Genomic DNA, 22,402 nt, shown 5'->3' with positions numbered 1-22,402 from the left:
TACGCGATCTGCATGACAGACACGCTCACGATCCGTACCCCTGACGATTGGCACCTGCACCTGCGCGATGGCGCAATGCTGCGTGCCGTGGCCCCTGAAACAGCCCGGCATTTCGCCCGCGCGATCATCATGCCGAACCTTGTGCCACCCGTGGTGACCGGGGCCGACGCCGCCGCGTATCGCGACCGCATTCTGGCCGCCCTGCCCGAAGGATCGAATTTCGAGCCGTTGATGACGCTCTACCTGACCGAGGACACGGACCCGGGCGATCTGGCGCGCGCGCATCAAAGCGGGCTGATCACGTCGGTCAAGCTCTACCCGGCGGGAGCCACCACCAACTCGGCCTCGGGTGTGAGCAATTTCGACAAGGTGCGCCCGGTGCTGGAACGGATGGCCGAGATCGGTTGTCCACTGTGCGTGCATGGCGAAGTGGTGGATGGCGATGTCGACATTTTCGACCGCGAGGCGGTGTTCATCGAGCGTGTGCTCGATCCGATCCGCCGCGCGACGCCGGGTCTGCGCGTGGTCATGGAACACATCACGACGATGCAGGGTGTGGAATACGCGTCCGAGGGCGGGCCGGAACTGGCGGCAACGATCACCACGCATCACCTCGTGATCAACCGCAACCATATCCTCGCGGGCGGGATCAAGCCGCATTACTATTGCCTGCCCGTCGCCAAGCGCGAGGAACACCGCCTTGCGCTGCGCCGTGCCGCCACCAGTAGCGATCCGACCTTCTTTCTGGGCACCGACAGCGCGCCGCACACCGATGCCAACAAGCTTCTGCCCTGTGGCTGCGCGGGCTGTTTCACCGCGACCAACACCCTGTCCATCCTTGCCGAAGTGTTCGAGCAGGAAGGCGCGCTGGAGCGGCTGGAATCCTTCACCAGCCTGAACGGTCCGAAATTCTACAAGCTGGCGCCGAACGAGACCCAGATCACCCTGACCAAGGGCGACCCGGTGACCTATCCCGACCGGATCGAAACGGATGACGGGCCGGTCACGGTGTTCGATCCGATGATGCCGTTGCACTGGCGTGTCGCATCCTGAGGCGAGCCGGCGGCGGCGTGACTGAGTGCGCCCAAAATCCCGCCGATGCCCGCCCTTTTCCTGACCGTCAAAACCCGCTAGAGCGGCGCAAACCGTTCCGGAGTGCCGTTTCATGATCCCCAGTTCCTATCCCTCTGCCGAAGAAATCGCCCGCCTGACCGCGCGGATGCTGCTGGAGATCGGCGCGGTGAACTTTCGCCCTGAAGACCCGTTCATCCTTGCGTCCGGCCTGCCTTCGGCCACCTATATCGACTGCCGCAAGCTGATCTCGTTCCCGCGCATCCGCTCTACCCTGATGGATTTCCTGACGATCACCGTCATGCGCAACGCGGGGTTCGAGGCGTTCGACAACATCGCCGGTGGTGAAACCGCAGGCATCCCTTTTGCCGCGCTGGTGGCCGAACGCATGGCCCTGCCGATGACCTATGTGCGCAAGAAGCCCAAGGGCTACGGCCGCAATGCCCGCATCGAAGGCGCGATGACCGAAGGCCAGCGCGTGCTGCTTGTCGAAGACCTGACCACCGATGGTGGATCAAAGCTCAGCTTCGTCGATGCGATCCGCGAAACCGGGGCCACCTGCGGCCACACGGCGGTGATTTTCTACTACGACATCTTCCCCGAAACGACCAAGACATTGGGCGACCACGGTGTGCATCTGCACCACCTGTGCACCTGGTGGGATGTTCTGGCCGAAGCCCGCGTGCAAGGTGCCTTTGACGACGCGACACTGGGCGAAGTCGAAGCCTTCCTCAAAGCGCCTCGCGCGTGGCAGGACGCGCGGGCGTAATGCCGCTGTAGATCGGGCAGCCGAGGGTCTGGCGCAACGCGCCGATCAGGTCGTCCAGCGTTTCGGCATGCACATAGACGCCGCCCGTCTGATCGGCGAGGCAGCGCGCAACCGGTTCGGCCGTGATGTTCTCCGACTGGTCCGGCCAGGCGAAATGCTGGCCACGCACGCGAAAGCCGATCACATGCACGGTCATGTCCGCTCCGCGTGCCAGTTCCGCCGCCAGCGCACAGGGCGTGCCTCCGCAGGTGTCCTTGCCATCGGTCACCAGCACGATCACTCCCGGTTTCTGGGTGTAATCCAGCACCGCCGCTGCCTGAGCAATGGCGTCGGTCAACGGGGTCTGGCCCTCGGGCTGCAGGCGCTCCACTTCTGAAATCATCCGGTCTGCCGCATCCGCCTCGGGGGCAAAGCGCAGCCGGACGCTGTCACAGCTTGCCTTGGCACCCGGCCCGTAGGTGATCAGGCCCATGCGCCGCAACGGCGCGACCTGCGGAATCACCGTGCGCATCGCGCGGCGGGCGTCGATGATACGCGGCTCGTCCATCAGGTTGAACCCCATCTCGGCCATCGACCCGGACCCGTCGAACACCACCATTGCATCGCGCGCACAGGCGGTCTGGGGCTGTGCCTGCACCGGGCCGAGCCCGACACCCAAAGCAACCAGAGCGGTCAGAATCGTTTTCATTTTCCCAAGGCCTTTCGCGCAGCTGACCCAAGGGTGCACGCGAAAAGAGGCTCTGTAAACGATTTGTAACAGAATGCAGTGGCCGCTTGCCGCGTGTTGCCTTGGTCACACCGAGTCGCGCGTCACACCACATGTTGACGCAGGCAGGCCACTCAGCGCAAGATAACGCGGTAACTCGGCGCAGCAAGCTTATCCACAGGATATACATTTTGCCCTTCACCGGTCATGTCGCTACGCCGGTCACGGGAATCTCAGGGGGTGCAGCATGAACGAAATAACGACATTCAATCCGACCGGCGCCGAGATCTCGAACCCCGAAACCATGCCGAATTCGATCGAAGCAGAGCAGCAATTGCTGGGCGCGATCCTGACCAACAATGACGTGTTTGACCGCGTGGCCTCGATCATTGGCCCGCAGCATTTCTACGACCCCGTGCATGCGCGAATCTACGAGATATCGGCCGCCCGGATCGCCAAGAATAACCTGGCCTCGCCGGTGACGCTCAAGGCGTTCATGGAAGACGACGAGGGCCTCAAGGAGCTGGGCGGCCCGGTCTATCTGGCCCGTCTGGCGGGCGCTGCGATCAGTTCCTTTGCGGTGCGGGACTATGCACAGATGATCTATGATCTGGCCGTGCGCCGCGACCTGATCTCGCTGGGCCGCGACATCAGTGCCAAGGCGGCCAAGGTGGACATCGCGTCCGAGCCGCGCGAACAGATCGTCGAGGCGGAACAGGCGCTTTACAAGCTGGCCGAACAGGGGCGCAGCGACACGGGCTTCCAGAGCTTTCTCAAGGCCGTCACCGATGCGGTCAACGTCGCCAACGCCGCCTATCAGCGCGAAGGCGGGCTGGCCGGTGTGTCGACCGGGCTGATCGACATGGATCGCAAGCTGGGCGGGTTGCACAAATCCGACCTTCTGATCCTTGCCGGGCGTCCGTCGATGGGCAAGACCTCGCTGGCCACAAACATCGCCTTCAACATCGCCAAGGCCTATCGCAAGGGTGTGCGGCCCGATGGCACCGAAGGCACGGTCGAAGGCGGGGTGGTAGGGTTCTATTCGCTGGAAATGAGCGCCGAACAGTTGGCCGCGCGCATCCTGTCGGAAGCCGCCGAAGTGCCGTCGGAACAGATCCGCCGGGGCGACATGACGGAAACAGAATTCCGCCGCTTCGTGGACGCCGCCAAGTCGCTCGAGGCCTGCCCTCTCTATATCGACGACACGCCTGCACTGCCGATCAGCCAGCTGGCCGCCCGCGCCCGCCGACTGAAACGGACACACGGTCTGGACGTGCTCATTGTTGACTACCTTCAGCTGGTCAAGGGCACCGGCAAGGGCGAGAACCGCGTGAACGAGATCTCCGAGATTTCACAGGGCCTCAAGGCCATCGCCAAGGAACTGGACATCCCGGTGATCGCGCTGTCGCAGCTGTCGCGTCAGGTGGAAAGCCGCGAGGACAAGCGCCCGCAATTGTCGGACCTGCGGGAATCGGGCTCGATCGAACAGGATGCCGACGTGGTGATGTTCGTGTTCCGCGAGGAGTATTACAAGGAACGGGAAAAACCGGGCGATCACGAGCTGGAAAAGATGGCCGCCTGGCAGGACGAGATGGAGCGTCTGCACGGCCGCGCCGAGGTCATTATCGGCAAGCAGCGTCACGGCCCGATCGGCAGCATCGAACTCAGCTTCGAGGGCCGGTTCACCCGCTTCGGCAACCTTATCAAACCGTGGCAGCAGGGGTCCGCAGACATGTGACCCGGTTCAGGGCAGCGTGACGATGCCCCCGAACGGGGTTTCGGTGTTCCACCCGTCATGCAGCCCGAGAATGGCACAGACAGCGCGGATGCACCCCGAATGGGTCACCACGATGCTGTCCTGCGGGGTGGCCTGCAGGGCGGCGCGCACCCGGTTTTCGAGCATGGTGACGCTCTCGCCGCCATGCGCGACGTAACCCATGAAATCGGCGGCCCAGGCATCGAGACCGCTGCGCGGAATCTCGGACCAGGGCACGCCTTCCCAGGATCCGAAATCCATTTCGATCCAGCCTTGTTCCGGCTGCGGGACAGCGCCGTCGCGGCCGGCAATCCGCTCGGCCAGCGACCGGCAGCGCAGCAGCGGCGACGTGACGACATGGGCCACCGGCGGCAGACAGCGCAGCACCTGTTGCACCTCGTCATCGAAACTGGAGGCCAGCGCCAGATCGGTGCGCCCGTAACACGTTCCCGTGGCCACGTCCGGCGTGGTGTGGCGCACCAAGGTTACAGCCATGCCGCCAGCCCCAGATAAAGACCAAGCTCGGTCACCTGCTGCATCCCGCCAAGGCAATCCCCGGTATAGCCACCCAGCTTGCGCAGGAAGATCACACGCAACCGCCACCCGGCCAGCACCGCGATGACGACGCCGGTCAGTATGGGCGGCACTCCGAACCAGAAGACCGCTGCGGCCAAGATGACAAGCGCGGTTATCAGCGCGACGCGGTACCCTTCGGGTGTGACGGTCGGGGCCACGAACTTGGCCCCCTTGTCGCGGGCGTAATCGTCCCACTGCACAACCTGCACCGCCGCCATGCGGCTGACCCCGTGGCCGATCAACAGGGCCAGAGCGGCATCCAGTGGCGCAAGGCTCATCAGGGCCGCCGCCTTGAGTGCCAGAACCAGCCCCAGGGTGACAGTGCCATAGGTGCCGATCCGGCTGTCGCGCATGATCTCGAGAGCGCGCTCGCGCGTCAGCCCGCCGCCCAGCCCGTCGGCAGCATCGGCCAGCCCGTCTTCGTGGAACGCCCCGGTTGCAAAGATCGTCGCGGCGATCGACAAGAGCACCGCCACGGGCATCGGCCAGACCAAAGCGGCTGCGTACAGAACCGCCGCGCCGATGGCCCCGACGATCAGACCAACCAGCGGATAAAAGCGCGTCGCGCGGATCAGCAGGTCATCCGAGAACGGCAACTCCTGCGGCACCGGCAGCCGGGTCAGGAACTGCACTGCCAGCAGAAACTCCTGCCAACGGGTTGCCTTGATGTCGCTCATACCCGCCCCGAGACTCCTGCGCTGTCGAAACTTGCCATGTCGTTGAGCATCGCCACAGCCGATTTCACCATTGGCCAGACCAACACCGCCCCCGTGCCCTCGCCCAGCCGCAGCCCCAGATCGAGCAGCGGCTCGGCCTGCAGCGCGTCGAGAATGGCCTGATGTCCCGGTTCCGCGGACCGGTGCGCAAAGATCATTGCATCGCGGCACATCGGCTCCATGCGCACGGCGATCAAGGCGGCAGCAGTTGCGATGAACCCGTCCACAAGAATGATGCGCCGCGCCTCTGCGGCCCCCAGCATGGCACCGGCGATCATGGCGATCTCGAACCCGCCGAATTCGGCCAGAGCCTCGTCGGGATCGGTCAGCCCCGGTCGGCGCGCGGCGGCCTGTCCGAGGACGCGGCGCTTGGTGGCGAGACCCGCATCGTCCAACCCGGTGCCGCGTCCGATCAATGCGTCAAGCTCCGATCCGGTCAGGGCATGCGCGATCAGAGTCGCCGCTGACGTGTTCCCGATGCCCATTTCACCAAAGGCCACCGCGTCCCACGCGCCCTCCTGCCCGATATCGCGCCCTGCAGCCAAAGCGGCATCGCGCTGAGCACGGGTCATCGCCGGCCCCTCGAGGCTGCATGCCGTTCCTTCGGCAATGGGCAGGTTGCGCACCTCGGGCACGAGGAACCGCCCGCCGATCACACCCGAGTTGACCACTTGCAGCGCAACATCGTTGACCTTGCAAAAGACGTTGGCCGCAGCACCCCCGGCAGCAAAGTTCAGCACCATCTGGCGCGTGACCTCGGAGGGATAGGCGGAAACCCCGTGGCGCGCGATTCCGTGATCGGCTGCAAAGATTGTCAGGCAGCAGCTTTGCAGCCTCGGGGTCAGCGTCTGCTGAACCCGGGCCACCTGCGCAGCCAGTGCCTCGATCCGCCCAAGGGCACCCTGAGGTTTGGTTTTTCCGTCGATCCTTGCCGCGAGCGCGGCCTCGAAATCCTGATCTGTCATGGCCGCGTGCTACCCTTGTGCCGAGGGCCGGACAACTGCAAATCCGCCCCAATCGCGCAGCAAAGCGCATCGAAGGAATTTTCCCGCTTGACCCCCCGCATGGACACGCACAAACACCGCGCATGGCACAGTCTGTTCTGACGATTGATCTGGGCGCGATTTGCGCCAACTGGCGGGCACTTGCGGCGATGAACGCGGGTCAGACCGCTGCCGCCGTCAAGGCGAATGCCTACGGGCTGGGTGCGGCGAAGGTCGTCACCGCCCTCGCAGATACCGGTGTGCGCACGTTCTTTGTCGCACAGGCCGAAGAAGGCGTCGTGATACGTCAGGCGCTTGGCCCCGGCCCCACGATCTGCGTCTTTGGCGGGCACATGCACGGCGATGCGCCGCTTTTGCGCGACGCAAACCTCGTTCCGATGATCAATTCCATCGACCAGATGTTGCGCCATGTCGAATCCCTGCCTGCCCATCCCTTTGGCATCCAGCTGGACAGCGGGATGAACCGTTTGGGGATGGAGCCCGGCGAGTGGTCCGCGCTGCGCGACATCGCCCTCGGCCAGAAGCCGGTCTTGGTGATGAGCCATCTGGCCTGTGCGGACGAGCCCAACCACGGCATGAACGCGTTCCAGCTTCAGACCTTCCGCCAGATGACCGACGGGATCGACGCCCCCCGGTCGCTGGCTGCGACGGGCGGCACGATCCTTGGACCCGACTATCATTTCGACATGACGCGTCCGGGCGTCGGCCTTTATGGTTGCCTTCCCTTCTTCGATGCGCGCCCGGTGGTGTCGCTGGACATCCCGGTGATCCAGGTTCGCGATGTGAACCCCGGCGAATCCGTGGGCTACGGCAATTCTTGGGTGGCCCGCGTGCCGGGACGGATCGCCACGATTTCCGCAGGCTATGCCGACGGGATCATCCGAGCGATGGGCCCAAAGGCATATGTTTGGGCAGGCGAGACCCGCTGCAAGATCGTCGGACGCATCTCGATGGACCTGATCGGCGTCGATGTCAGCGCGGTCCAAGACATGCCGGACATGGTCGAACTGCTTGGGCGGCACCAGACCGTGGACTCGCTGGCGGACGCGGCGGGCACCATTGGCTACGAGATCCTGACCTCGCTCGGGACGCGCTACACCCGTCGCTATATCAGCTCATGATTGCGCAGCGGGCATGAGCTTTTTCGAACCCTCCCCCGTCCTGCTGGCCTTCATCTTCGTGCAGCGCTTTGTGTTCTTCGAAGCTCTGGCAGTGCTGGCCCTGCTGCGTGCCAGCGTCGGGTTGGGACTGGCGCGGGTGCCTGCGCTGATCACGCTGCTGATCTGCGCCGCCGCCATCGCGGCCACCTTTGCGCCTGCCCTGAACCTGCAAACCCTGCCCATTTATGCGCCATTGGCCCGCCTTCAGGCGTCGGGCGGCGGGATGATCCTGCCGCTGGTGGCGTCGGGTGTGTTTGCCATTGGCCTGTTCCTGCCACAGCGGCGCTGGCGCTGGATCGACTGGGTGCATATTGTCGGGCTAATGGCGTTTGTCGGCCTCTGGGTCGCGACCCGGATCTGACGGATGGCCGTCCTCAAATGGATCAACCTGGCGCTGCTGGTGCTTTACCCGGTGTCGTGGAGCGCGCCTTTGATGCGCGCGGGCCTTCTGCCGCTCTTCGGGCTGAGCGAAATCAGCGTGCTGACCGGACTGCAGGCGCTCTGGGACACGGACATTCTTCTGGCGCTGATCGTGACGGTTTTCGCGCTTGTCGCCCCCTACATGAAGACCATCGGGCTGGCGCTGGTGCAGTTCCGCCTGCTCAGCCGTCGCGCCTTGCCGACACTCAGCCTGATGGGCAAGCTGGCGATGGCCGATGTGTTCCTGATCGCGCTCTACATTACCGTCGTCAAAGGCATCGGGGTCGGTCGGATCGAAACCGCCTGGGGGCTGTACCTCTTCACCGCCTGCATCCTGACCTCGCTGGTCATCAGCCTCGTCGAGACTCGCCACACGTCCGATTGACCACGGATCGGAAACAATCGGTCCGAATCGCACGGGTTGTTCACAACTGCGCTGGCAGTGCGAAAAATCGTTAAAAAACAGTATGTCCTCAAGGGGCTTCGGCATAAAGTCGCCGGTGTTGCCGAGATGTAGATGGTTACTTGGGGGTATCCGATGATTGGAGCGATGCGATCTCTTGTCGTTTCGACAGGCTGGTTGATGCAACGTTTGATGTTCGTGGCTGTGAGCCTGCTTGCGCTGGGGTCATTTGGATACACGCTGGCCTGTGCATTCGGCGTCGCGCCATGGCTTGACATGACCGCAACATTTGGGGGTCTGGCCTATGCTCAGGCCGGACAGGTTGTGCAGATCGGCCTCACGGCGCTCATGCTCGGGCTGTGCGCGTTCCTGCCTGCAAACGCCCGGATCATGGCTTTGGAAACCTCGCACCGGCGGTTTCACATCGGTATGGAAGACGTCGCCCGCGCCTACCGCCTCGCCCATGCCGCCGACCGCGAGGGCGTGTTCAAACTGCGGTCTGAATTTGATTCGGTCCGTGAACGCATGGCCTTTCTGCGCGATCACCCCGATCTGGCAGAGCTTGAACCTTCGGTCCTCGAAGTGGCCAGCCAGATGAGCCATGTCTCGCGGGACCTTGCGGACACCTATTCCGACCGCAGCGTTGCGCGCGCCCGCGATTTCCTGATCCAGCGGCAACAGGAGATCGAGGACTTCAACACCAGGATCGACGCGGCCAAGGCCAGCGCTGCCGAAATGCGCGTCTGGATCGACAGGGTCGACCTGGAGGAAAGCGTCGCCAAGGCGCAGCTGTCCCGCCTGCAGGATGAATTGTCCGATATTCTGCCTGAACTGTACGGTGACGACGCGGCAGCAATCCGGCCCGCACGCGTTGCCACACGCTCCGATCATGGCCGTACCGCCTGGGACGACTGGGAAGATCCCGTGCCGTTGCCCAAGACGGACGACAACCGGATCGTGGCCCTGCTCGCCCGGCGCGCTGCCGAATAATCCGACGCGTGCAGCCGCCGCTTGCAGGCCCGCGCGGCTTGGGCCACAAGCAGCGTCATGGCGAAATCCTCGGCCACCTTTGTCTGTCAATCCTGCGGGACCACGACCACCAAATGGTCGGGCCGGTGCGACGCGTGCGGTGAATGGAACTGCATCGTCGAGGAGGTGCCGCTGGCCACCGGACCAGCAGCCAAGACGCTGGGCACCTCAAAGGGCCGGTCCCTGCCGCTCAGCGACCTGTCGAGCACCGAAGCGCCGCCACCGCGCACCAGATCCGGGCTCGACGAGCTGGACCGCGTGCTGGGCGGAGGGCTTGTTCCCTCATCGGCGCTTCTGGTGGGGGGGGATCCGGGGATCGGCAAATCCACGCTGCTGTTGCAGGCGGCGGCGGCCTTTGCCCGTGCCGGTCTCAAGGTGATCTACATCTCGGGTGAAGAGGCCAGCGCACAGGTGCAGATGCGCGCCGCGCGGCTGGGTCTGCGGGACGCGCCAGTCAAGCTGGCGACCGAAACCAACCTGCGCCACATCCTCACGACGCTGGAAAACGAAAAGCCCGATCTGGCGATCATCGACTCGATCCAGACCATGTGGGCCGACAATGTCGCCTCTGCCCCCGGCAGCGTGTCGCAGGTGCGCGCCTCGGCGCACGAGCTGACGAGCTTTGCCAAGCGGCGCGGCACCTCGATCGTGATGGTGGGCCATGTCACCAAGGACGGCCAGATCGCCGGCCCGCGCGTGGTCGAACACATGGTCGATACGGTGCTTTATTTCGAGGGCGAACGCGGTCATCAGTTTCGAATCCTGCGCGCCGTCAAGAACCGCTTTGGCCCGGCGGACGAGATCGGCGTCTTCGAGATGACGGGCAGCGGACTGGCCGAAGTGTCGAATCCGTCCGCGCTGTTCCTGTCCGAACGCGGCGACCCGTCACCGGGATCGGCCGTCTTTGCCGGGATCGAAGGCACGCGTCCGGTTCTGGTGGAATTTCAGGCGCTTGTGGCCCCCACGCCACACAGCCAGCCGCGCCGGTCGGTGGTCGGTTGGGATGGCGGGCGGCTGGCCATGATTCTGGCCGTGCTCGAGGCGCGCTGCGGCATTCCGTTCGCCGGGATGGATGTTTATCTCAACGTTGCGGGCGGAATGAAGGTCAGCGAACCGGCAGCGGATCTGGCCGTGGCCGCAGCCCTTTTATCGGCGCGCGAAGACATCGCCCTGCCCGCCGAGACGGTGGTTTTCGGGGAAATCAGCCTGTCGGGTGCCTTGCGCCCCGTAGGCCAAACCGAAAATCGGTTGAAAGAAGCACAAAAACTTGGTTTTACCGCCGCGATAGTGCCAAAGGGTGGAACATCGGCGCGCCGCGACGGGATCGCGGCAACCGAGATCGACGCTTTGGCCAGCTTCGTTGGTGATGTGTTCGGCGCAGGGTAGCGCCATCCGTTTGAAAAGAAGGGCAAGGACCGATGGAAGGGTTCACCATTATTGACGGCGTCGTTGCCGTCGTCATCGTTCTGTCTGCGCTTCTGGCCTATTCGCGCGGTGTCGTCCGGGAAACAATGGCCATCCTCGGCTGGATCGCCGCTGCGGTCCTGGGCTTCATGTTCGGCCCGCAGGTGCGCCCACTGATGACGGAAATCCCGGTCATCGGTGAATTTCTGACCGGAAGCTGCGAACTCAGCGTGATCGGCGGGTTTGCCGCGGTGTTCACCATGGCTCTCGTGATCATGTCGTTCTTCACCCCGCTCTTTTCCACCATCGTGCAGCGCTCGGCCCTTGGCGGCGTCGATCAGGCGCTGGGCTTTCTCTTCGGCGTGGCGCGCGGTGTGCTGCTGGTGGCCGTGGCGTTCTTTGTCTACTCTGTCGTGATCACGGCACAGGATGTCCCGATGATCGACGACAGCCGCTCTGCCGTGGTGTTCGGACGCCTCACCGGCCAGATCGAACAACAGAACCCCGAACAGGCGCTGGGCTGGATCACCGCCCAATACGAGCAACTGGTCGGCGTCTGCGATGCCCCGTCAAACAGCGACACCTGACAAAGATCGGTCAACCTGTCGCGGAATCATGATAGTTTCGTGACATGGGCCGCCATGGCGCTTAAGAGAGGGCATCTTCTGCTGCCACGGATTCGGAGTACCGATTTGTCCGACACCCAGATGCCACCCGCCCATCCATTCGACGACGACAAGCTCAAGGAAGAATGCGGAATCTTCGGCGTTGTCGGCGTGACCGATGCGGCGAACTTTGTCGCCCTCGGCCTGCACGCCCTGCAACATCGCGGACAGGAAGCCGGCGGGATCGTGTCCCATCACCCCGAGCATGGCTTCAACTCCGCCAGACGCTTCGGCTATGTGCGCGACAATTTCACCAGCCACAGGCTGATGGAAACCCTGCCCGGCGAACTGGCCATCGGCCATGTGCGCTATTCGACCGCCGGCTCCAAGGGCCAGACCCAGATCCGCGATGTGCAGCCGTTCTTCGGCGAATTCTCCATGGGCGGTGCGGCGATCGCCCATAATGGCAACATCACCAACGCCATCGCTCTGCGCAAGGAACTGATCGAGCGCGGTTCGATCTTCCAGAGCTCGAGCGACAGCGAGTGCATCATCCACCTGATGGCCCGCTCGTTGCAACGCAACATCCCCGAACGCATGGAAGACGCCCTGCGCCGTGTCGAAGGCGCGTTCTCCGTCGTGGCCATGACCCGCACCAAACTGATCGGTGTCCGTGACCCGTTGGGCGTGCGCCCGCTGGTGCTGGGCAAGATCGGCGATGGCTGGGCGCTGAGTTCGGAAACCTGCGCGCTTGACATCATCGGCGCGGAATATGTGCGCGAGATCGAACCGGGCGAGATGGTGGTGATCACCGCCGACAAGGGCGTGGATTCGATCCGCCCCTTCCGCCCGCAGAAATCACGGTTCTGCATCTTCGAGCATGTCTATTTCTCGCGCCCCGACAGCATCATCGGTGACCGCTCGGTCTACGAGACCCGCCGCCAGATCGGTGTCGAACTGGCCCGCGAAACACCCGTGGAAGCCGATCTGGTCTGCCCGGTGCCCGACAGCGGCACACCGGCGGCCATCGGTTATGCCCACGAATCCGGGATCCCCTACGGCATGGGGATCATCCGCAACCAGTACATGGGCCGCACCTTCATCGAGCCGACAGAGCAGATCCGCAACATGGGTGTGCGCCTCAAGCTCAACGTGAACCGCGCGCTCATCAAGGGCAAACGGGTCATCCTGGTGGACGATTCGGTCGTGCGCGGCACCACCAGCCGCAAGATCAAGGAAATGATCCTCGATGCGGGTGCAGCCGAGGTGCACTTCCGCATCGCGTCGCCGCCCACGGCCTGGCCCTGTTTCTACGGCGTCGACACGCCGCAGCGCGAAAAGCTGCTGGCAGCCACCATGAGCGAGGACGAGATGCGCGAACATCTGGGGGTCGACAGCCTCAGGTTCATCTCGCTCGACGGTCTCTACCGCGCCGTCGGAGAGGCGTCGGGTCGCGACCCCAAGTCACCGCAATATTGCGATGCGTGTTTCTCCGGTGAATACCCGGTCGAACCGTCGGACATGGTTGAAAAAGGGTTCCAGATGAAGGCGGCCGAGTAAGCCTCGGCAGCCTTCCGCGCAGCCCCGAACAACCGCTTTCCATTGCCGTGCATTCGCCGCATCTGACAGGCGAACGCAAACAACGGACCGGCGGAACATGACACAGGACGCAACCCCAACCAACGTGGCGCAGCAGGCGACCCGGATGACGAATGATCTGCGCGGCGCGCTGATCCTTCTGGGCACCTTCGGGTCAAACGACCACCCGAAGGCGCTGCTGAAACTGCGCGGCGGCAAGATCGCCACGGTCTCGCGGGGCGATGTCGTGAAAGGCGAAACGATCGTTGCCATCGAAGAGGGTCGCGTGGCGCTTGCCCGCAACGGCACGGCGCATTGGCTTGCAATGCCCGCACCCCGGTCTTGATGTCACGACCCTGATCTTCTCTGGTTCAAAAATACCTCGGGGGAGTCGCGCTTGCGCGACGGGGGCAGCGCCCCCAAAAAAAGAAAACCCCCGCCGATTGCTCGACGGGGGTCTATTTTTACCGCTTGTTGAAAATTCAGGCGTTGCGGCTCGACAAGGCTTTCCAGGCACCAGTGACGATCAGCGCCGCGATCACCGCCTTGATTGCGTCACCGATCAGGAACGGTGCCATCCAGCCCGCCCAAAGCTCGGGCATCGACTTGCCCAGCATCGCCGCCGGCCATGCAAGACCGGGGATGTAGATCAGCGCCGAAAGCGCGATGGCGACCAGCGCGGTGGACACCGCGCCTCGGGCGATGCCCTTCTCGACTGCAAGGCCCGCCAGCCAAGCCATCGCGACGAAACCGTAGAGGAAGCCCGCGGTCGGACCGACCAGCGATGCAACCGAACCGCCATTGGCAAAGACCGGCAGGCCCATCGCGCCATAACCGAGGTAGGCGATCATCGTCGCCAGTGCGAGGCGCGCCCCAAATGTCAGACCCACGATCAGGATCGCCAGCGTCTGCAGTGTAATCGGTACCGGCCACCCGATGCTGACCTGCGCAGCAACGGCGATAAAGGCCGCACCTCCAAGCGCGAGCAGCGTCTGACGTAGAAGAGTGGTCTTGCCCAAGGCAGCTTGCGTCAGTGTCATGGCGAATGTCCCTCATGTGTCTGTTATTTCCACTGTTAATTCTGCAAATGCCCCATCAAGTCAAGCACTGCCCTCTTGCGGGCCGGGCGTCAAAAAGGCATGTGAACGCTCATGACGGAAATATCACGCCCCCTCGCGCTGGTCACCGGCGCCTCTCGCGGTCTTGGCTTTGCATTGGCAGAGGCACTGGCCGACACGCATCACATCATCGCTGTCGCGCGCACGGTGGGCGGGCTGGAAGAACTGGATGACCGCATCCAGAAAAAGGGCGGCACTGCCACGCTCGCGCCGATGGACATCACCAAGGCTGACGCGATGGCGCAGCTCTGCCGGTCGGTGCATGACCGCTGGGGGCAGATCGCGCTCTGGGTGCATACGGCGGTGCATGCCGGTCCCCTGTCGCCGGCCGATCATCTGGATTCCAAGGACTGGAAGAAATCGGTGTCGATCAATCTCGACGCGATGTCCCACTTGGTGCCCTACATTTCGCCCCTGCTCAAACGCGACGGCAGCGCGGTGTTCTTTGACGACACCCATGGCGGAGAGAAATTCTTTGGCCATTACGGCACAACAAAAGCGGCACAGATCAGCCTCGCGCGGTCTTGGCAGGCCGAAACGGTGTCGATCGGGCCTCGGGTGAAAATCCTGTTGCCCCGGCCGATGGCGACCCATGTGCGGGCGCGTTTTTTCCCCGGTGAGGACCGGAGCGCGCTGGCATTGCCCTCCGCCGAAGCAGCGCGGTTGCTGCCTGAAATCCTCGGCGGTTGATCGCAAGGCGGATGCGTCGACGCATCCGCGATTTTGCGTTAACGCAAAATCCACCATTGACCGAAATCCGGCGGATGCTTGCCGCAGGCCGGGGCTTGGCCTATTCAGAACAAAAGCAGGGCAGAGCAGATGCGCATACTCATTACCAATGATGACGGGATCAATGCACCGGGGCTCAAGGTGCTGAGCGAAATCGCGGAAGGTCTCGCCGGTCCCGAAGGCGAGGTCTGGACGGTCGCGCCTGCGTTCGAGCAATCCGGCGTCGGCCATTGCATCAGCTACACCCACCCCATGATGGTCAGCGAAATGGGCCCGCGCCGCTATGCCGCCGAGGGCAGTCCCGCCGATTGCGTGCTTGCGGGACTGCACGACGTGATGGGCGACGCCCTGCCCGATCTCGTGCTCTCGGGTGTCAACCGGGGCAACAACTCGGCCGAGAACGCGCTCTATTCCGGCACACTTGGCGGTGCGATGGAAGCGGCGTTGCAGGGCATCCCGGCGATTGCCCTCTCGCAATATTACGGCCCCGACAATCTCGCCCTCGACGACCCGTTCGACGCCGCCCGCCAGCATGGCGCCGAGGTGATCCGGCGGATTATCGCGCATGACCCGAAGGACCAGTCGGGTTACCGGCTGTTCTACAACGTGAACTTCCCGCCGGTTCCCGGTGACGCCGTTCAGGGCACGCGGGTCACGCCGCAGGGCATCCGGCACGGCACGCATTTTTCGGTCGAGCCGCACCTCTCGCCCTCGGGTCGTCGGTTCCTCTGGATCAAGGGTGGTGATCAACGGGCACCGACGGCACCGGGCAGCGATGCTGCCGAGAACCTGGCGGGGTTCATCAGTGTCACGCCCATGCGCGCCGACCTGACCGCCACCGACCAACTCGGCGCCATGCAGCGCGCCTTTCTCTGATGGATGATGCGGAACTCAAGATGCAGTTCCTTTATGCGCTCCGGTCGCGCGGCGTGACAAATGCCGCGGTGCTGACCGCGATGGAGCAGATCGACCGCGCTCCGTTCATCCGGGGCTATTTTGCCGAGCGGGCTTACGAAGACATGCCTTTGCCCATTGCCTGTGGGCAGACGATCAGCCAGCCCTCGGTGGTCGGGCTGATGACGCAGGCGCTGGAAATCAGCCCGCGGGACACGGTGCTCGAGGTGGGCACCGGATCGGGCTACCAGGCCGCGATCCTGAGCCAGCTGGCGCGCCGCGTCTACACTGTGGACCGGCACCCGCGACTGGTGCGCGAGGCGCGTGAGGTGTTCAACCAGTTGGGCCTGACCAATGTGACGGCCTTTACCGCCGATGGCAGCTTTGGCCTGCCCGACCAGGCCCCGTTCGACCGCATCCTCGTGACCGCCGCCGCCGAGGACCCTCCGGGACCGCTTCTGGCACAGCTCAAGGTGGGGGGCATCATGGTGCTGCCTGTGGGGCAATCCGACGCCGTGCAGCACCTGATCCGCGTCCGCCGCACCCCGGATGGGCTGGATTACGATGAATTGAGGCCTGTTCGCTTTGTTCCGCTGGTCGAAGGGGTAGCCCGCGACGGCTAAAGCGGGCATACTGCACCGCATGACGCCCGGGGAACAACCGGCGCATTTGAGGATATCGACATGGCTGATTGCAGAGTTTCGTTTCGTTCAGGTTTTCGAGTTGGCACCAGTCTCTCGCTTCTTGCGGTTCTGGCGGCGTGTTCCGAACCGCTCGACATGGACATGCGCGGTTTGATGAACGGCGGGTTCACCACGTCGGATGCCGCACGCGCCGCCGTGACACCGCGCCCGGAACCGGATGACCGCGGCGTGATCTCCTATCCGAATTACCAGGTGGCCGTGGCCCGGCGCGGCGACACGATGGCGCAACTGGCCGGCCGTATCGGTCTGCCCGCTGAAGAGCTGGCACGCTACAACGGCATCCAGACCGGCGATGCGCTGCGCGCGGGTGAAATCGTCGCCCTGCCGCGCCGGGTCGCCGAACCGTCACCTGCGACCGGAGCCGTCTCGACAGGACCGATCGGCCCGACCTCGGAGATCGACATCACGACGCTCGCCAGCGATGCCATAGACCGGTCCGCCCCGACGCCCGCCGCCGCGCGCCCTGCAGCGCCGCAGACCGGGCCGGAGCCGATCCGCCACCAGGTCAAGCGCGGCGAGACCGCCTTTACCGTGTCGCGGCTTTACAATGTGTCGGTGCGGTCGCTGGCCGAATGGAATGCGCTCGACAGCAATTTCACCCTGCGCGAGGGCCAGTACCTGTTGATCCCCGTGGTCACCGAGGCCGCCACTCCGGTCAACACGCCCTCCGTACCGCCCGGCACAGGATCACCGACGCCAGAGCCGCCCTCTGCCTCGCAGCCGCTGCCCGCCGAGACCAAAGCCCCGGCCGCCGCAGCCCCTGCTGCTGTCGCAGCCGCCCCGGTGGCCAATGTCGGCCGACCGACAACGGCCAGCGCCTCAACGGCAGCCATGGCCTTTCCGGTGCAGGGCAGCATCATCCGCGAATACGCCAAGGGCCGCAACGACGGGATCGACATCGGCGCGTCCGTCGGAACGGCAGTCACGGCAGCAGCCAGCGGTCAGGTTGCGGCGATCACGCGCAACACCGATGGGATCAACATCCTCGTCATCCGCCACCCCGACAACCTGCTCACGGTCTACACCCATGTGGACACCATTACCGTCGCCAAAGGTGATGCGGTGAGCCGGGGCCAGTCGATTGCCAAAGTCGCGGATTTCGAGCCGTCGCGCGTGCATTTCGAGGTGCGCAAGGGGTTCGACAGCGTCGATCCGATGGACTACCTGCGCTGAGGTACCGTCACGGACCGATTTTCCAGCAGTCACTTTCTGGATTGAGGTCCGTCGTTCGTTCTTTATGAACGGATCCGAGATTATTCGTACGAAGAGTTCGGACGCGGCACGGTCAGTGCTTTGCCCAGGCGCGGCAAGTGCGCTTTCTTCATAAGCTTGCGCAGGTCCCAGGGCCGGTCCGACAGGCGGTTCGCCTCGTCATGAACAAGCCCAACTGCCCGCGCCACCTGATCCGGCGCACCCGCATGAAGCCCCAGAAGAAACGCATCCGGGTCAGCCCGCGACACGCCCTCTTCCGCGAGGATATTGCGCGGAAAATCCTTTGCGTTCACTGTCAGGATCACGTCGGCATGACCCGCAATCGCCGCCGCCAGCACATGCACGTCATTTGCATCGGGCAGCCACAGCCGGTCCAGCAGCCCCTGCTGCGGCGTGACCTTGGCGCGCGGCCAGCGCGCAGAGACCATCGCGATCTCCGCATCCGCCTGCACCTGACCCGCAAGGCCCAGCTTGGCCGCGGCACGTGACCACTCGCCCAGGATACGCTCGGACCAGAGCGGCTCGAACAGCCCCTCAGCGGCAACCCCCAGCAGCACCTCGCGCATCACCGTCGGATAGAGCACGCAGGTGTCTAGGCAGACCTTCACAGCCGGAAGAACAGCGCTTTGAGATAGCCCGATTCCGCCAATTGCGGCAGCAGCGGGTGATCCGGTCCGGCCTGCCCGGTGTGGATCAGCTGGGCGCGGCGACCCGCCCGTCCGATGCCGCGCAGACAGGCACCGGTGAAGGATGACAGGTCCACGGCATGCGAACACGAGCACAGGACAAGATAACCGTCTTCGGCCACCAAGGGCGCCGCAAGCCGCGCCACCCGTTCATAGGCACGCAGCCCGGCCTCGCGCGCCTTGGCCGAGGGGGCAAAGGCGGGCGGATCGCAGACCACCAGGTCAAAGCTCGCCTCGTCCTCGCCGAAGGTGGTCAGCGCGTCGAACGCATCGCCCTTGGTGATCGACAGCTTGCCATCGGCGCCCATCTGCCGCGCGCCGTCGCGGGCCAGCCCGAGGGCTGCTTCGGATCCGTCGACGCAATGCGCCGCAACAGCCCCGCCGGCAAGCGCGGCCAATCCGAAACCGCCGACATGGGAAAACACGTCCAGCACCCGCGCGCCCTGCGCCAGACCTGCAGCAAAGGCATGGTTCGGACGCTGGTCAAAGAAGATACCGGTTTTCTGACCGCCCATCAGGTCGGCCATGTAGGTTGCCCCGTTCATCGTGACCGGGACCGGGCCGGAAGGGGCGCTGCCAAGCAGCACCGCATCCACATCGTCCAGACCTTCGAGCGCCCTGCCCCGACCCCCTGCATTCTTGAGGATCGTGGTCACACCCGTCACCTCGGCCAGCGCCGCTGCCAGATCGGGCAGCAGCACATCCGCCCAGGCGGCGTTCGGCTGAACCACGGCGATGTCGCCGAACCGGTCGATGATCACACCCGGCAGGCCGTCGGCCTCGGCATGGATCAGGCGGTAATAGGGCGCATCGAACAGGCGTTCGCGCAGGCTGAGCGCCTTGCGCAGACGGGTAGCGAACCATGCCTTGTCGGGGTGAGCCGCATCGGGACCATCCAGCACGCGGCCGATGATCTTGGACTCGGGGTTCACCGCGACAAGCGCCAGCGGGCTTCGCTCCGCATCCTCGAGCACGGCAATCGTACCGGGCGTCATGGCGCGGGTGCGGCGGTCGGTGACGACCTCGTTGGCATAGACCCAAGGATACCCGCGCCGAATGGCTTGCGGTTTGGTTTTGGGCAAAAGGCGGATGATGGGCAATGGGGACAGTGTCATACTGTCCCCTTTACGCCCGTCTCTGCACCGGGGAAAGCCCGAGTTTTGGCCTCAGAGGTTGTTGATCGCCTGCAACAGGCCCAGATTGGCATTCACATGCCCACCGGGCACGGTCAGCTCCTCGACGAACACCCGCGACAGATGGGCGATGATCCGCAGCTTCTGGGTCTCGCCGCGGCCTTCGGCAGCCATTGCGGCCTGCCCTCCCAGAGCATCGAGATCGGCGCCTACGTCTTTGGAGGGTCCGATCTGCTGGCCTGTGGCCACATCGACAAGCCGGTAGCGGAAATCGATGTCATGCACGCCACCAACCGTGTAGCGGGCCTTTTCCGACAGTGAATGGAAGCGCAGCACCTGCACGTCGATCCGCACCGGACGTGCGCCCTCGATCATCGGTGCCGCGCGACGCAACCCGGCCTCGAAGATCGCCTTGACCTGCGCATGGCGGTCGCCGCGCGGCTCGCCACGCCAGACGATATCACCGACGGGATAATACAGATTGCGCTCATTGGCCTTGAGCGACTGCGGCACCGAGACCGTAAAGCTGTCGATGCGCACATTCGACGCGCCGTATCCCGGCAACACGTCGTCGGGCATCGCGGACCGCGTCGCGGTCGGCACGCTGGCACAGGCTGTCAGCGACACCAGCAGAATCGTGGCCAGCAGGGTTTTGAACAGACGATGCATGACTTGGCCTCCTTTGCGGGGCATGTGCTCTTTTTCCTCGACTGTGGGTGTGACGCGACAAATGGACCGGATAGAGGCGAAATCGGTACAATTTCAGGCAACTTCACTGAGCGTTCGAGACTTGCGCCTTGGGTGTTAGACCTTTACTGTTAGCGCTAACCTCACTACATCAACGCCAAACCAACGGCTTATCTTGCGCGGAGGCATCATGGCACACTCGCTGAATGACACGATCAAACGGGTGACGGAACGTGTTCAGGAACGATCCGAAGCGTTGCGCGGCCGCTACATGGGCCGGATGCGGCAGGCCGCCGCCGAAGGACCGCGCCGCGCGCATCTGAGCTGTGGCAACCAGGCCCACGCCTATGCCGCGATGGGGGCCGATCAAAACACGCTGGCCACCGAACGCAGCCCGAATATCGGCATCGTCACCGCGTACAATGACATGCTGTCCGCCCACCAACCCTTTGAAAGATATCCCGATATCATCCGCACGGCTGCCCGCGCCGCCGGTGGTACGGCGCAGGTCGCAGGCGGTGTGCCCGCGATGTGCGACGGCGTCACCCAAGGTCAGGTCGGAATGGAGCTTTCACTGTTTTCCCGCGACGTGATCGCGCTCGCCGCCGGTGTCGCGCTCAGCCACAACACGTTTGATTCCGCGCTTTATCTGGGCGTCTGCGACAAGATCGTGCCGGGCCTCATCATCGCGGCGGGGACGTTCGGCTATTTGCCTGGCATCTTTATCCCCGCCGGGCCGATGCCGTCCGGCCTGCCGAACGATGAAAAAGCCAAGGTGCGGCAGAAATTCGCCGCCGGTGAAGTGGGCCGGGACGAGTTGATGAAGGCCGAGATGGCGTCGTACCATTCGCCCGGCACCTGTACCTTTTACGGCACGGCCAATTCCAACCAGATGCTGATGGAATTCATGGGCCTGCACCTTCCCGGCAGCAGCTTTGTCAATCCGGGCACACCGCTGCGCGAAGCGCTGACCGTGGCAGGCACCGAACGCGCGCTGGAAATCACGCAGCTGGGCAATGATTACCGCCCGGTCTGCGACGTGCTGGACGAAAAGGCTTTTGTGAACGGCATTGTCGGGCTGATGGCCACGGGCGGCTCCACGAACCTCGTGCTGCACCTGCCCGCGATGGCCCGCGCCGCCGGGGTCGAATTGCGGCTTGAGGATTTCGAGGACATCTCCTCCGTCACACCTCTGATGGCCAAGGTCTATCCCAACGGCCTGGCCGACGTGAACCATTTCCATGCCGCAGGCGGTCTGGGCTTCATGATCGGCGAACTGCTCAAGCACGGCTTGCTGCATGAAGAGGTCAAGACGGTCGCGGGCGACGGGCTGCATCTGTATGCGCAGGAACCCAAGATCGTGGATGGACGTGTGGTTTACGGCCCCGGCGCGGGCGAAACCCAGAACGACAAGATCCTGCGCCCCGCATCCAATCCGTTCCAGGCCACGGGCGGCCTCAAGCAGCTTGAGGGGAACCTGGGCAAGGGGATGATGAAGACATCCGCCGTCGCCAAGGAACGCCATGTGATCGAAGCCAAGGCGCGGGTGTTTCACGATCAGAACGACGTGAAGGTCGCGTTCAAGAACGGCGCGTTCACCGAGGACACGGTGGTTGTCGTGCGCTTTCAGGGGCCAAGCTCGAACGGGATGCCGGAATTGCACAGCCTGACACCGACGCTGGCCGTCTTGCAGGATCGCGGCCTCAAGGTGGCGCTGGTCACTGATGGCCGCATGTCCGGCGCATCGGGCAAGGTGCCATCGGCGATCCATGTCTCGCCCGAGGCAGCGCTTGGCGGTCCCTTGGCGCGGGTGCGCGACGGGGATCTGGTGCGTGTCGATGCTGTCACGGGCCGGATCGACTGCCTGGCCGAGGATTTCGACCAGCGCGAGCCCGTGACCGCCGACCTGAGCGGCAATGGCCACGGCGTCGGGCGCGAGCTTTTCGCGGTGTTCCGTGCCAATGTCGGACTGGCCGAACACGGAGCGGGTGTCGTCGTTTAATCCATCACATCAAGATCGTCTTCCAACCATCAGGACTTGC

Annotated in this window: 24 protein-coding genes; 16 read left to right on the top strand and 8 right to left on the bottom strand. The window is 64.1% G+C overall.

The window, feature by feature from the left end; all coding sequences use genetic code 11:
- Nucleotides 1–12: 12 nt before the first annotated feature.
- Nucleotides 13–1,053 (top strand): dihydroorotase, encoded by a 1,041-nt coding sequence (gene pyrC, locus IEV82_RS08695; RefSeq protein WP_188481623.1) that lies wholly within the window; start codon nucleotides 13–15, stop codon nucleotides 1,051–1,053.
- 112 nt (nucleotides 1,054–1,165) lie between these two features.
- Nucleotides 1,166–1,840 (top strand): orotate phosphoribosyltransferase, encoded by a 675-nt coding sequence (locus IEV82_RS08690; protein WP_188481622.1) that lies wholly within the window; start codon nucleotides 1,166–1,168, stop codon nucleotides 1,838–1,840.
- Here the strand turns inward: IEV82_RS08690 and IEV82_RS08685 are convergent.
- A complete protein-coding gene (locus IEV82_RS08685) occupies nucleotides 1,803–2,528 on the bottom strand; it encodes a vWA domain-containing protein (protein WP_229747732.1) in 726 nt (241 codons plus the stop codon). The genes IEV82_RS08690 and IEV82_RS08685 overlap by 38 nt on opposite strands.
- 265 nt (nucleotides 2,529–2,793) lie before the next feature.
- Between IEV82_RS08685 and IEV82_RS08680 the strand changes: the two genes are divergently transcribed.
- Nucleotides 2,794–4,284, top strand: a complete 1,491-nt coding sequence (locus IEV82_RS08680; RefSeq protein WP_188481621.1) for a replicative DNA helicase — start codon at nucleotides 2,794–2,796, stop codon at nucleotides 4,282–4,284.
- Between the two features lie 6 nt (nucleotides 4,285–4,290).
- Here IEV82_RS08680 and cobC read toward each other — a convergent pair whose 3' ends face one another.
- The 3 genes from cobC to cobT are packed head-to-tail and all read right to left on the bottom strand — an operon-like array spanning nucleotide 4,291 to nucleotide 6,559.
- A complete protein-coding gene (cobC, locus tag IEV82_RS08675; protein WP_188481620.1) occupies nucleotides 4,291–4,797 on the bottom strand; it encodes an alpha-ribazole phosphatase family protein in 507 nt (168 codons plus the stop codon).
- Nucleotides 4,788–5,555, bottom strand: coding sequence for an adenosylcobinamide-GDP ribazoletransferase (gene cobS, locus IEV82_RS08670; protein WP_188481619.1), 768 nt, complete (start codon nucleotides 5,553–5,555; stop codon nucleotides 4,788–4,790). The genes cobC and cobS overlap by 10 nt, the downstream gene beginning before the upstream one ends.
- Nucleotides 5,552–6,559, bottom strand: coding sequence for a nicotinate-nucleotide--dimethylbenzimidazole phosphoribosyltransferase (cobT, locus tag IEV82_RS08665; RefSeq protein WP_188481618.1), 1,008 nt, complete (start codon nucleotides 6,557–6,559; stop codon nucleotides 5,552–5,554). The genes cobS and cobT overlap by 4 nt, the downstream gene beginning before the upstream one ends.
- 122 nt (nucleotides 6,560–6,681) lie before the next feature.
- Between cobT and alr the strand changes: the two genes are divergently transcribed.
- The 8 genes from alr (at nucleotide 6,682) to IEV82_RS08625 (ending at nucleotide 13,543) form a co-directional block, all read left to right on the top strand.
- Nucleotides 6,682–7,719 carry an alanine racemase gene (gene alr, locus IEV82_RS08660; protein ID WP_188481617.1) on the top strand — a complete coding sequence of 346 codons (1,038 nt, stop codon included), beginning with the start codon at nucleotides 6,682–6,684 and terminating at the stop codon, nucleotides 7,717–7,719.
- Between the two features lie 13 nt (nucleotides 7,720–7,732).
- Entirely contained in the window at nucleotides 7,733–8,119 is a 387-nt protein-coding gene (locus IEV82_RS08655; protein ID WP_188481616.1) for a hypothetical protein, read from the top strand.
- Nucleotides 8,120–8,122: 3 nt separating this feature from the next.
- Nucleotides 8,123–8,563: a paraquat-inducible protein A gene (locus tag IEV82_RS08650; RefSeq protein WP_188481615.1), complete on the top strand. Its 441-nt coding sequence runs from the start codon at nucleotides 8,123–8,125 to the stop codon at nucleotides 8,561–8,563.
- Nucleotides 8,564–8,761: 198 nt separating this feature from the next.
- Nucleotides 8,762–9,571, top strand: coding sequence for a DNA repair protein (locus IEV82_RS08645; RefSeq protein ID WP_229747731.1), 810 nt, complete (start codon nucleotides 8,762–8,764; stop codon nucleotides 9,569–9,571).
- A 57-nt stretch (nucleotides 9,572–9,628) separates the two neighbouring features.
- A complete protein-coding gene (gene radA / locus IEV82_RS08640; RefSeq protein ID WP_188481614.1) occupies nucleotides 9,629–10,996 on the top strand; it encodes a DNA repair protein RadA in 1,368 nt (455 codons plus the stop codon).
- Nucleotides 10,997–11,028: 32 nt separating this feature from the next.
- A complete protein-coding gene (locus tag IEV82_RS08635) occupies nucleotides 11,029–11,601 on the top strand; it encodes a CvpA family protein (protein ID WP_188481613.1) in 573 nt (190 codons plus the stop codon).
- Between the two features lie 120 nt (nucleotides 11,602–11,721).
- Nucleotides 11,722–13,179, top strand: a complete 1,458-nt coding sequence (gene purF / locus IEV82_RS08630; protein WP_188481850.1) for an amidophosphoribosyltransferase — start codon at nucleotides 11,722–11,724, stop codon at nucleotides 13,177–13,179.
- 97 nt (nucleotides 13,180–13,276) lie between these two features.
- Nucleotides 13,277–13,543, top strand: coding sequence for an amidophosphoribosyltransferase (locus IEV82_RS08625; protein WP_229747730.1), 267 nt, complete (start codon nucleotides 13,277–13,279; stop codon nucleotides 13,541–13,543).
- A 136-nt stretch (nucleotides 13,544–13,679) separates the two neighbouring features.
- On the opposite strand, the gene IEV82_RS08620 is transcribed toward IEV82_RS08625, so the two are convergent.
- On the bottom strand, nucleotides 13,680–14,237 hold the full coding sequence (locus tag IEV82_RS08620) for a biotin transporter BioY (protein ID WP_188481612.1): 558 nt from the start codon (nucleotides 14,235–14,237) through the stop codon (nucleotides 13,680–13,682).
- Nucleotides 14,238–14,348: 111 nt separating this feature from the next.
- On the opposite strand from IEV82_RS08620, the gene IEV82_RS08615 reads away from it, so the two are divergent.
- The 4 genes from IEV82_RS08615 (at nucleotide 14,349) to IEV82_RS08600 (ending at nucleotide 17,815) form a co-directional block, all read left to right on the top strand.
- Nucleotides 14,349–15,005 carry an SDR family NAD(P)-dependent oxidoreductase gene (locus tag IEV82_RS08615; RefSeq protein WP_188481611.1) on the top strand — a complete coding sequence of 219 codons (657 nt, stop codon included), beginning with the start codon at nucleotides 14,349–14,351 and terminating at the stop codon, nucleotides 15,003–15,005.
- A 129-nt stretch (nucleotides 15,006–15,134) separates the two neighbouring features.
- On the top strand, nucleotides 15,135–15,920 hold the full coding sequence (surE, locus tag IEV82_RS08610; protein ID WP_188481610.1) for a 5'/3'-nucleotidase SurE: 786 nt from the start codon (nucleotides 15,135–15,137) through the stop codon (nucleotides 15,918–15,920).
- Nucleotides 15,920–16,561, top strand: a complete 642-nt coding sequence (locus tag IEV82_RS08605; protein ID WP_188481609.1) for a protein-L-isoaspartate(D-aspartate) O-methyltransferase — start codon at nucleotides 15,920–15,922, stop codon at nucleotides 16,559–16,561. The genes surE and IEV82_RS08605 overlap by 1 nt, the downstream gene beginning before the upstream one ends.
- 60 nt (nucleotides 16,562–16,621) lie before the next feature.
- The gene (locus IEV82_RS08600) at nucleotides 16,622–17,815 is read left to right on the top strand and encodes a peptidoglycan DD-metalloendopeptidase family protein (protein WP_229747729.1); all 1,194 of its coding nucleotides are present in this window, start codon (nucleotides 16,622–16,624) and stop codon (nucleotides 17,813–17,815) included.
- An 80-nt stretch (nucleotides 17,816–17,895) separates the two neighbouring features.
- Here IEV82_RS08600 and IEV82_RS08595 read toward each other — a convergent pair whose 3' ends face one another.
- Genes IEV82_RS08595 through IEV82_RS08585 form a run of 3 tightly spaced genes read right to left on the bottom strand, consistent with a single transcriptional unit; the run spans nucleotide 17,896 to nucleotide 20,342 of the window.
- Entirely contained in the window at nucleotides 17,896–18,462 is a 567-nt protein-coding gene (locus IEV82_RS08595; RefSeq protein ID WP_188481608.1) for an RSP_2648 family PIN domain-containing protein, read from the bottom strand.
- The gene (locus IEV82_RS08590; protein ID WP_188481607.1) at nucleotides 18,459–19,655 is read right to left on the bottom strand and encodes an RSP_2647 family RNA methyltransferase; all 1,197 of its coding nucleotides are present in this window, start codon (nucleotides 19,653–19,655) and stop codon (nucleotides 18,459–18,461) included. Before IEV82_RS08590 ends, IEV82_RS08595 begins: the two co-directional genes overlap by 4 nt.
- A gap of 51 nt (nucleotides 19,656–19,706) precedes the next feature.
- Entirely contained in the window at nucleotides 19,707–20,342 is a 636-nt protein-coding gene (locus IEV82_RS08585; RefSeq protein ID WP_188481606.1) for a DUF6778 family protein, read from the bottom strand.
- A 208-nt stretch (nucleotides 20,343–20,550) separates the two neighbouring features.
- On the opposite strand from IEV82_RS08585, the gene edd reads away from it, so the two are divergent.
- Nucleotides 20,551–22,362, top strand: coding sequence for a phosphogluconate dehydratase (gene edd / locus IEV82_RS08580; RefSeq protein WP_188481605.1), 1,812 nt, complete (start codon nucleotides 20,551–20,553; stop codon nucleotides 22,360–22,362).
- Nucleotides 22,363–22,402 lie beyond the last annotated feature (40 nt).

This window comes from Marivita lacus, from assembly GCF_014637725.1.
Taxonomy (GTDB): Bacteria; Pseudomonadota; Alphaproteobacteria; order Rhodobacterales; family Rhodobacteraceae; genus Marivita; species Marivita lacus.
The sequence above is the reverse complement of the archived record's forward strand: the minus strand, read 5'-3'. Positions and strand labels throughout refer to the sequence as shown.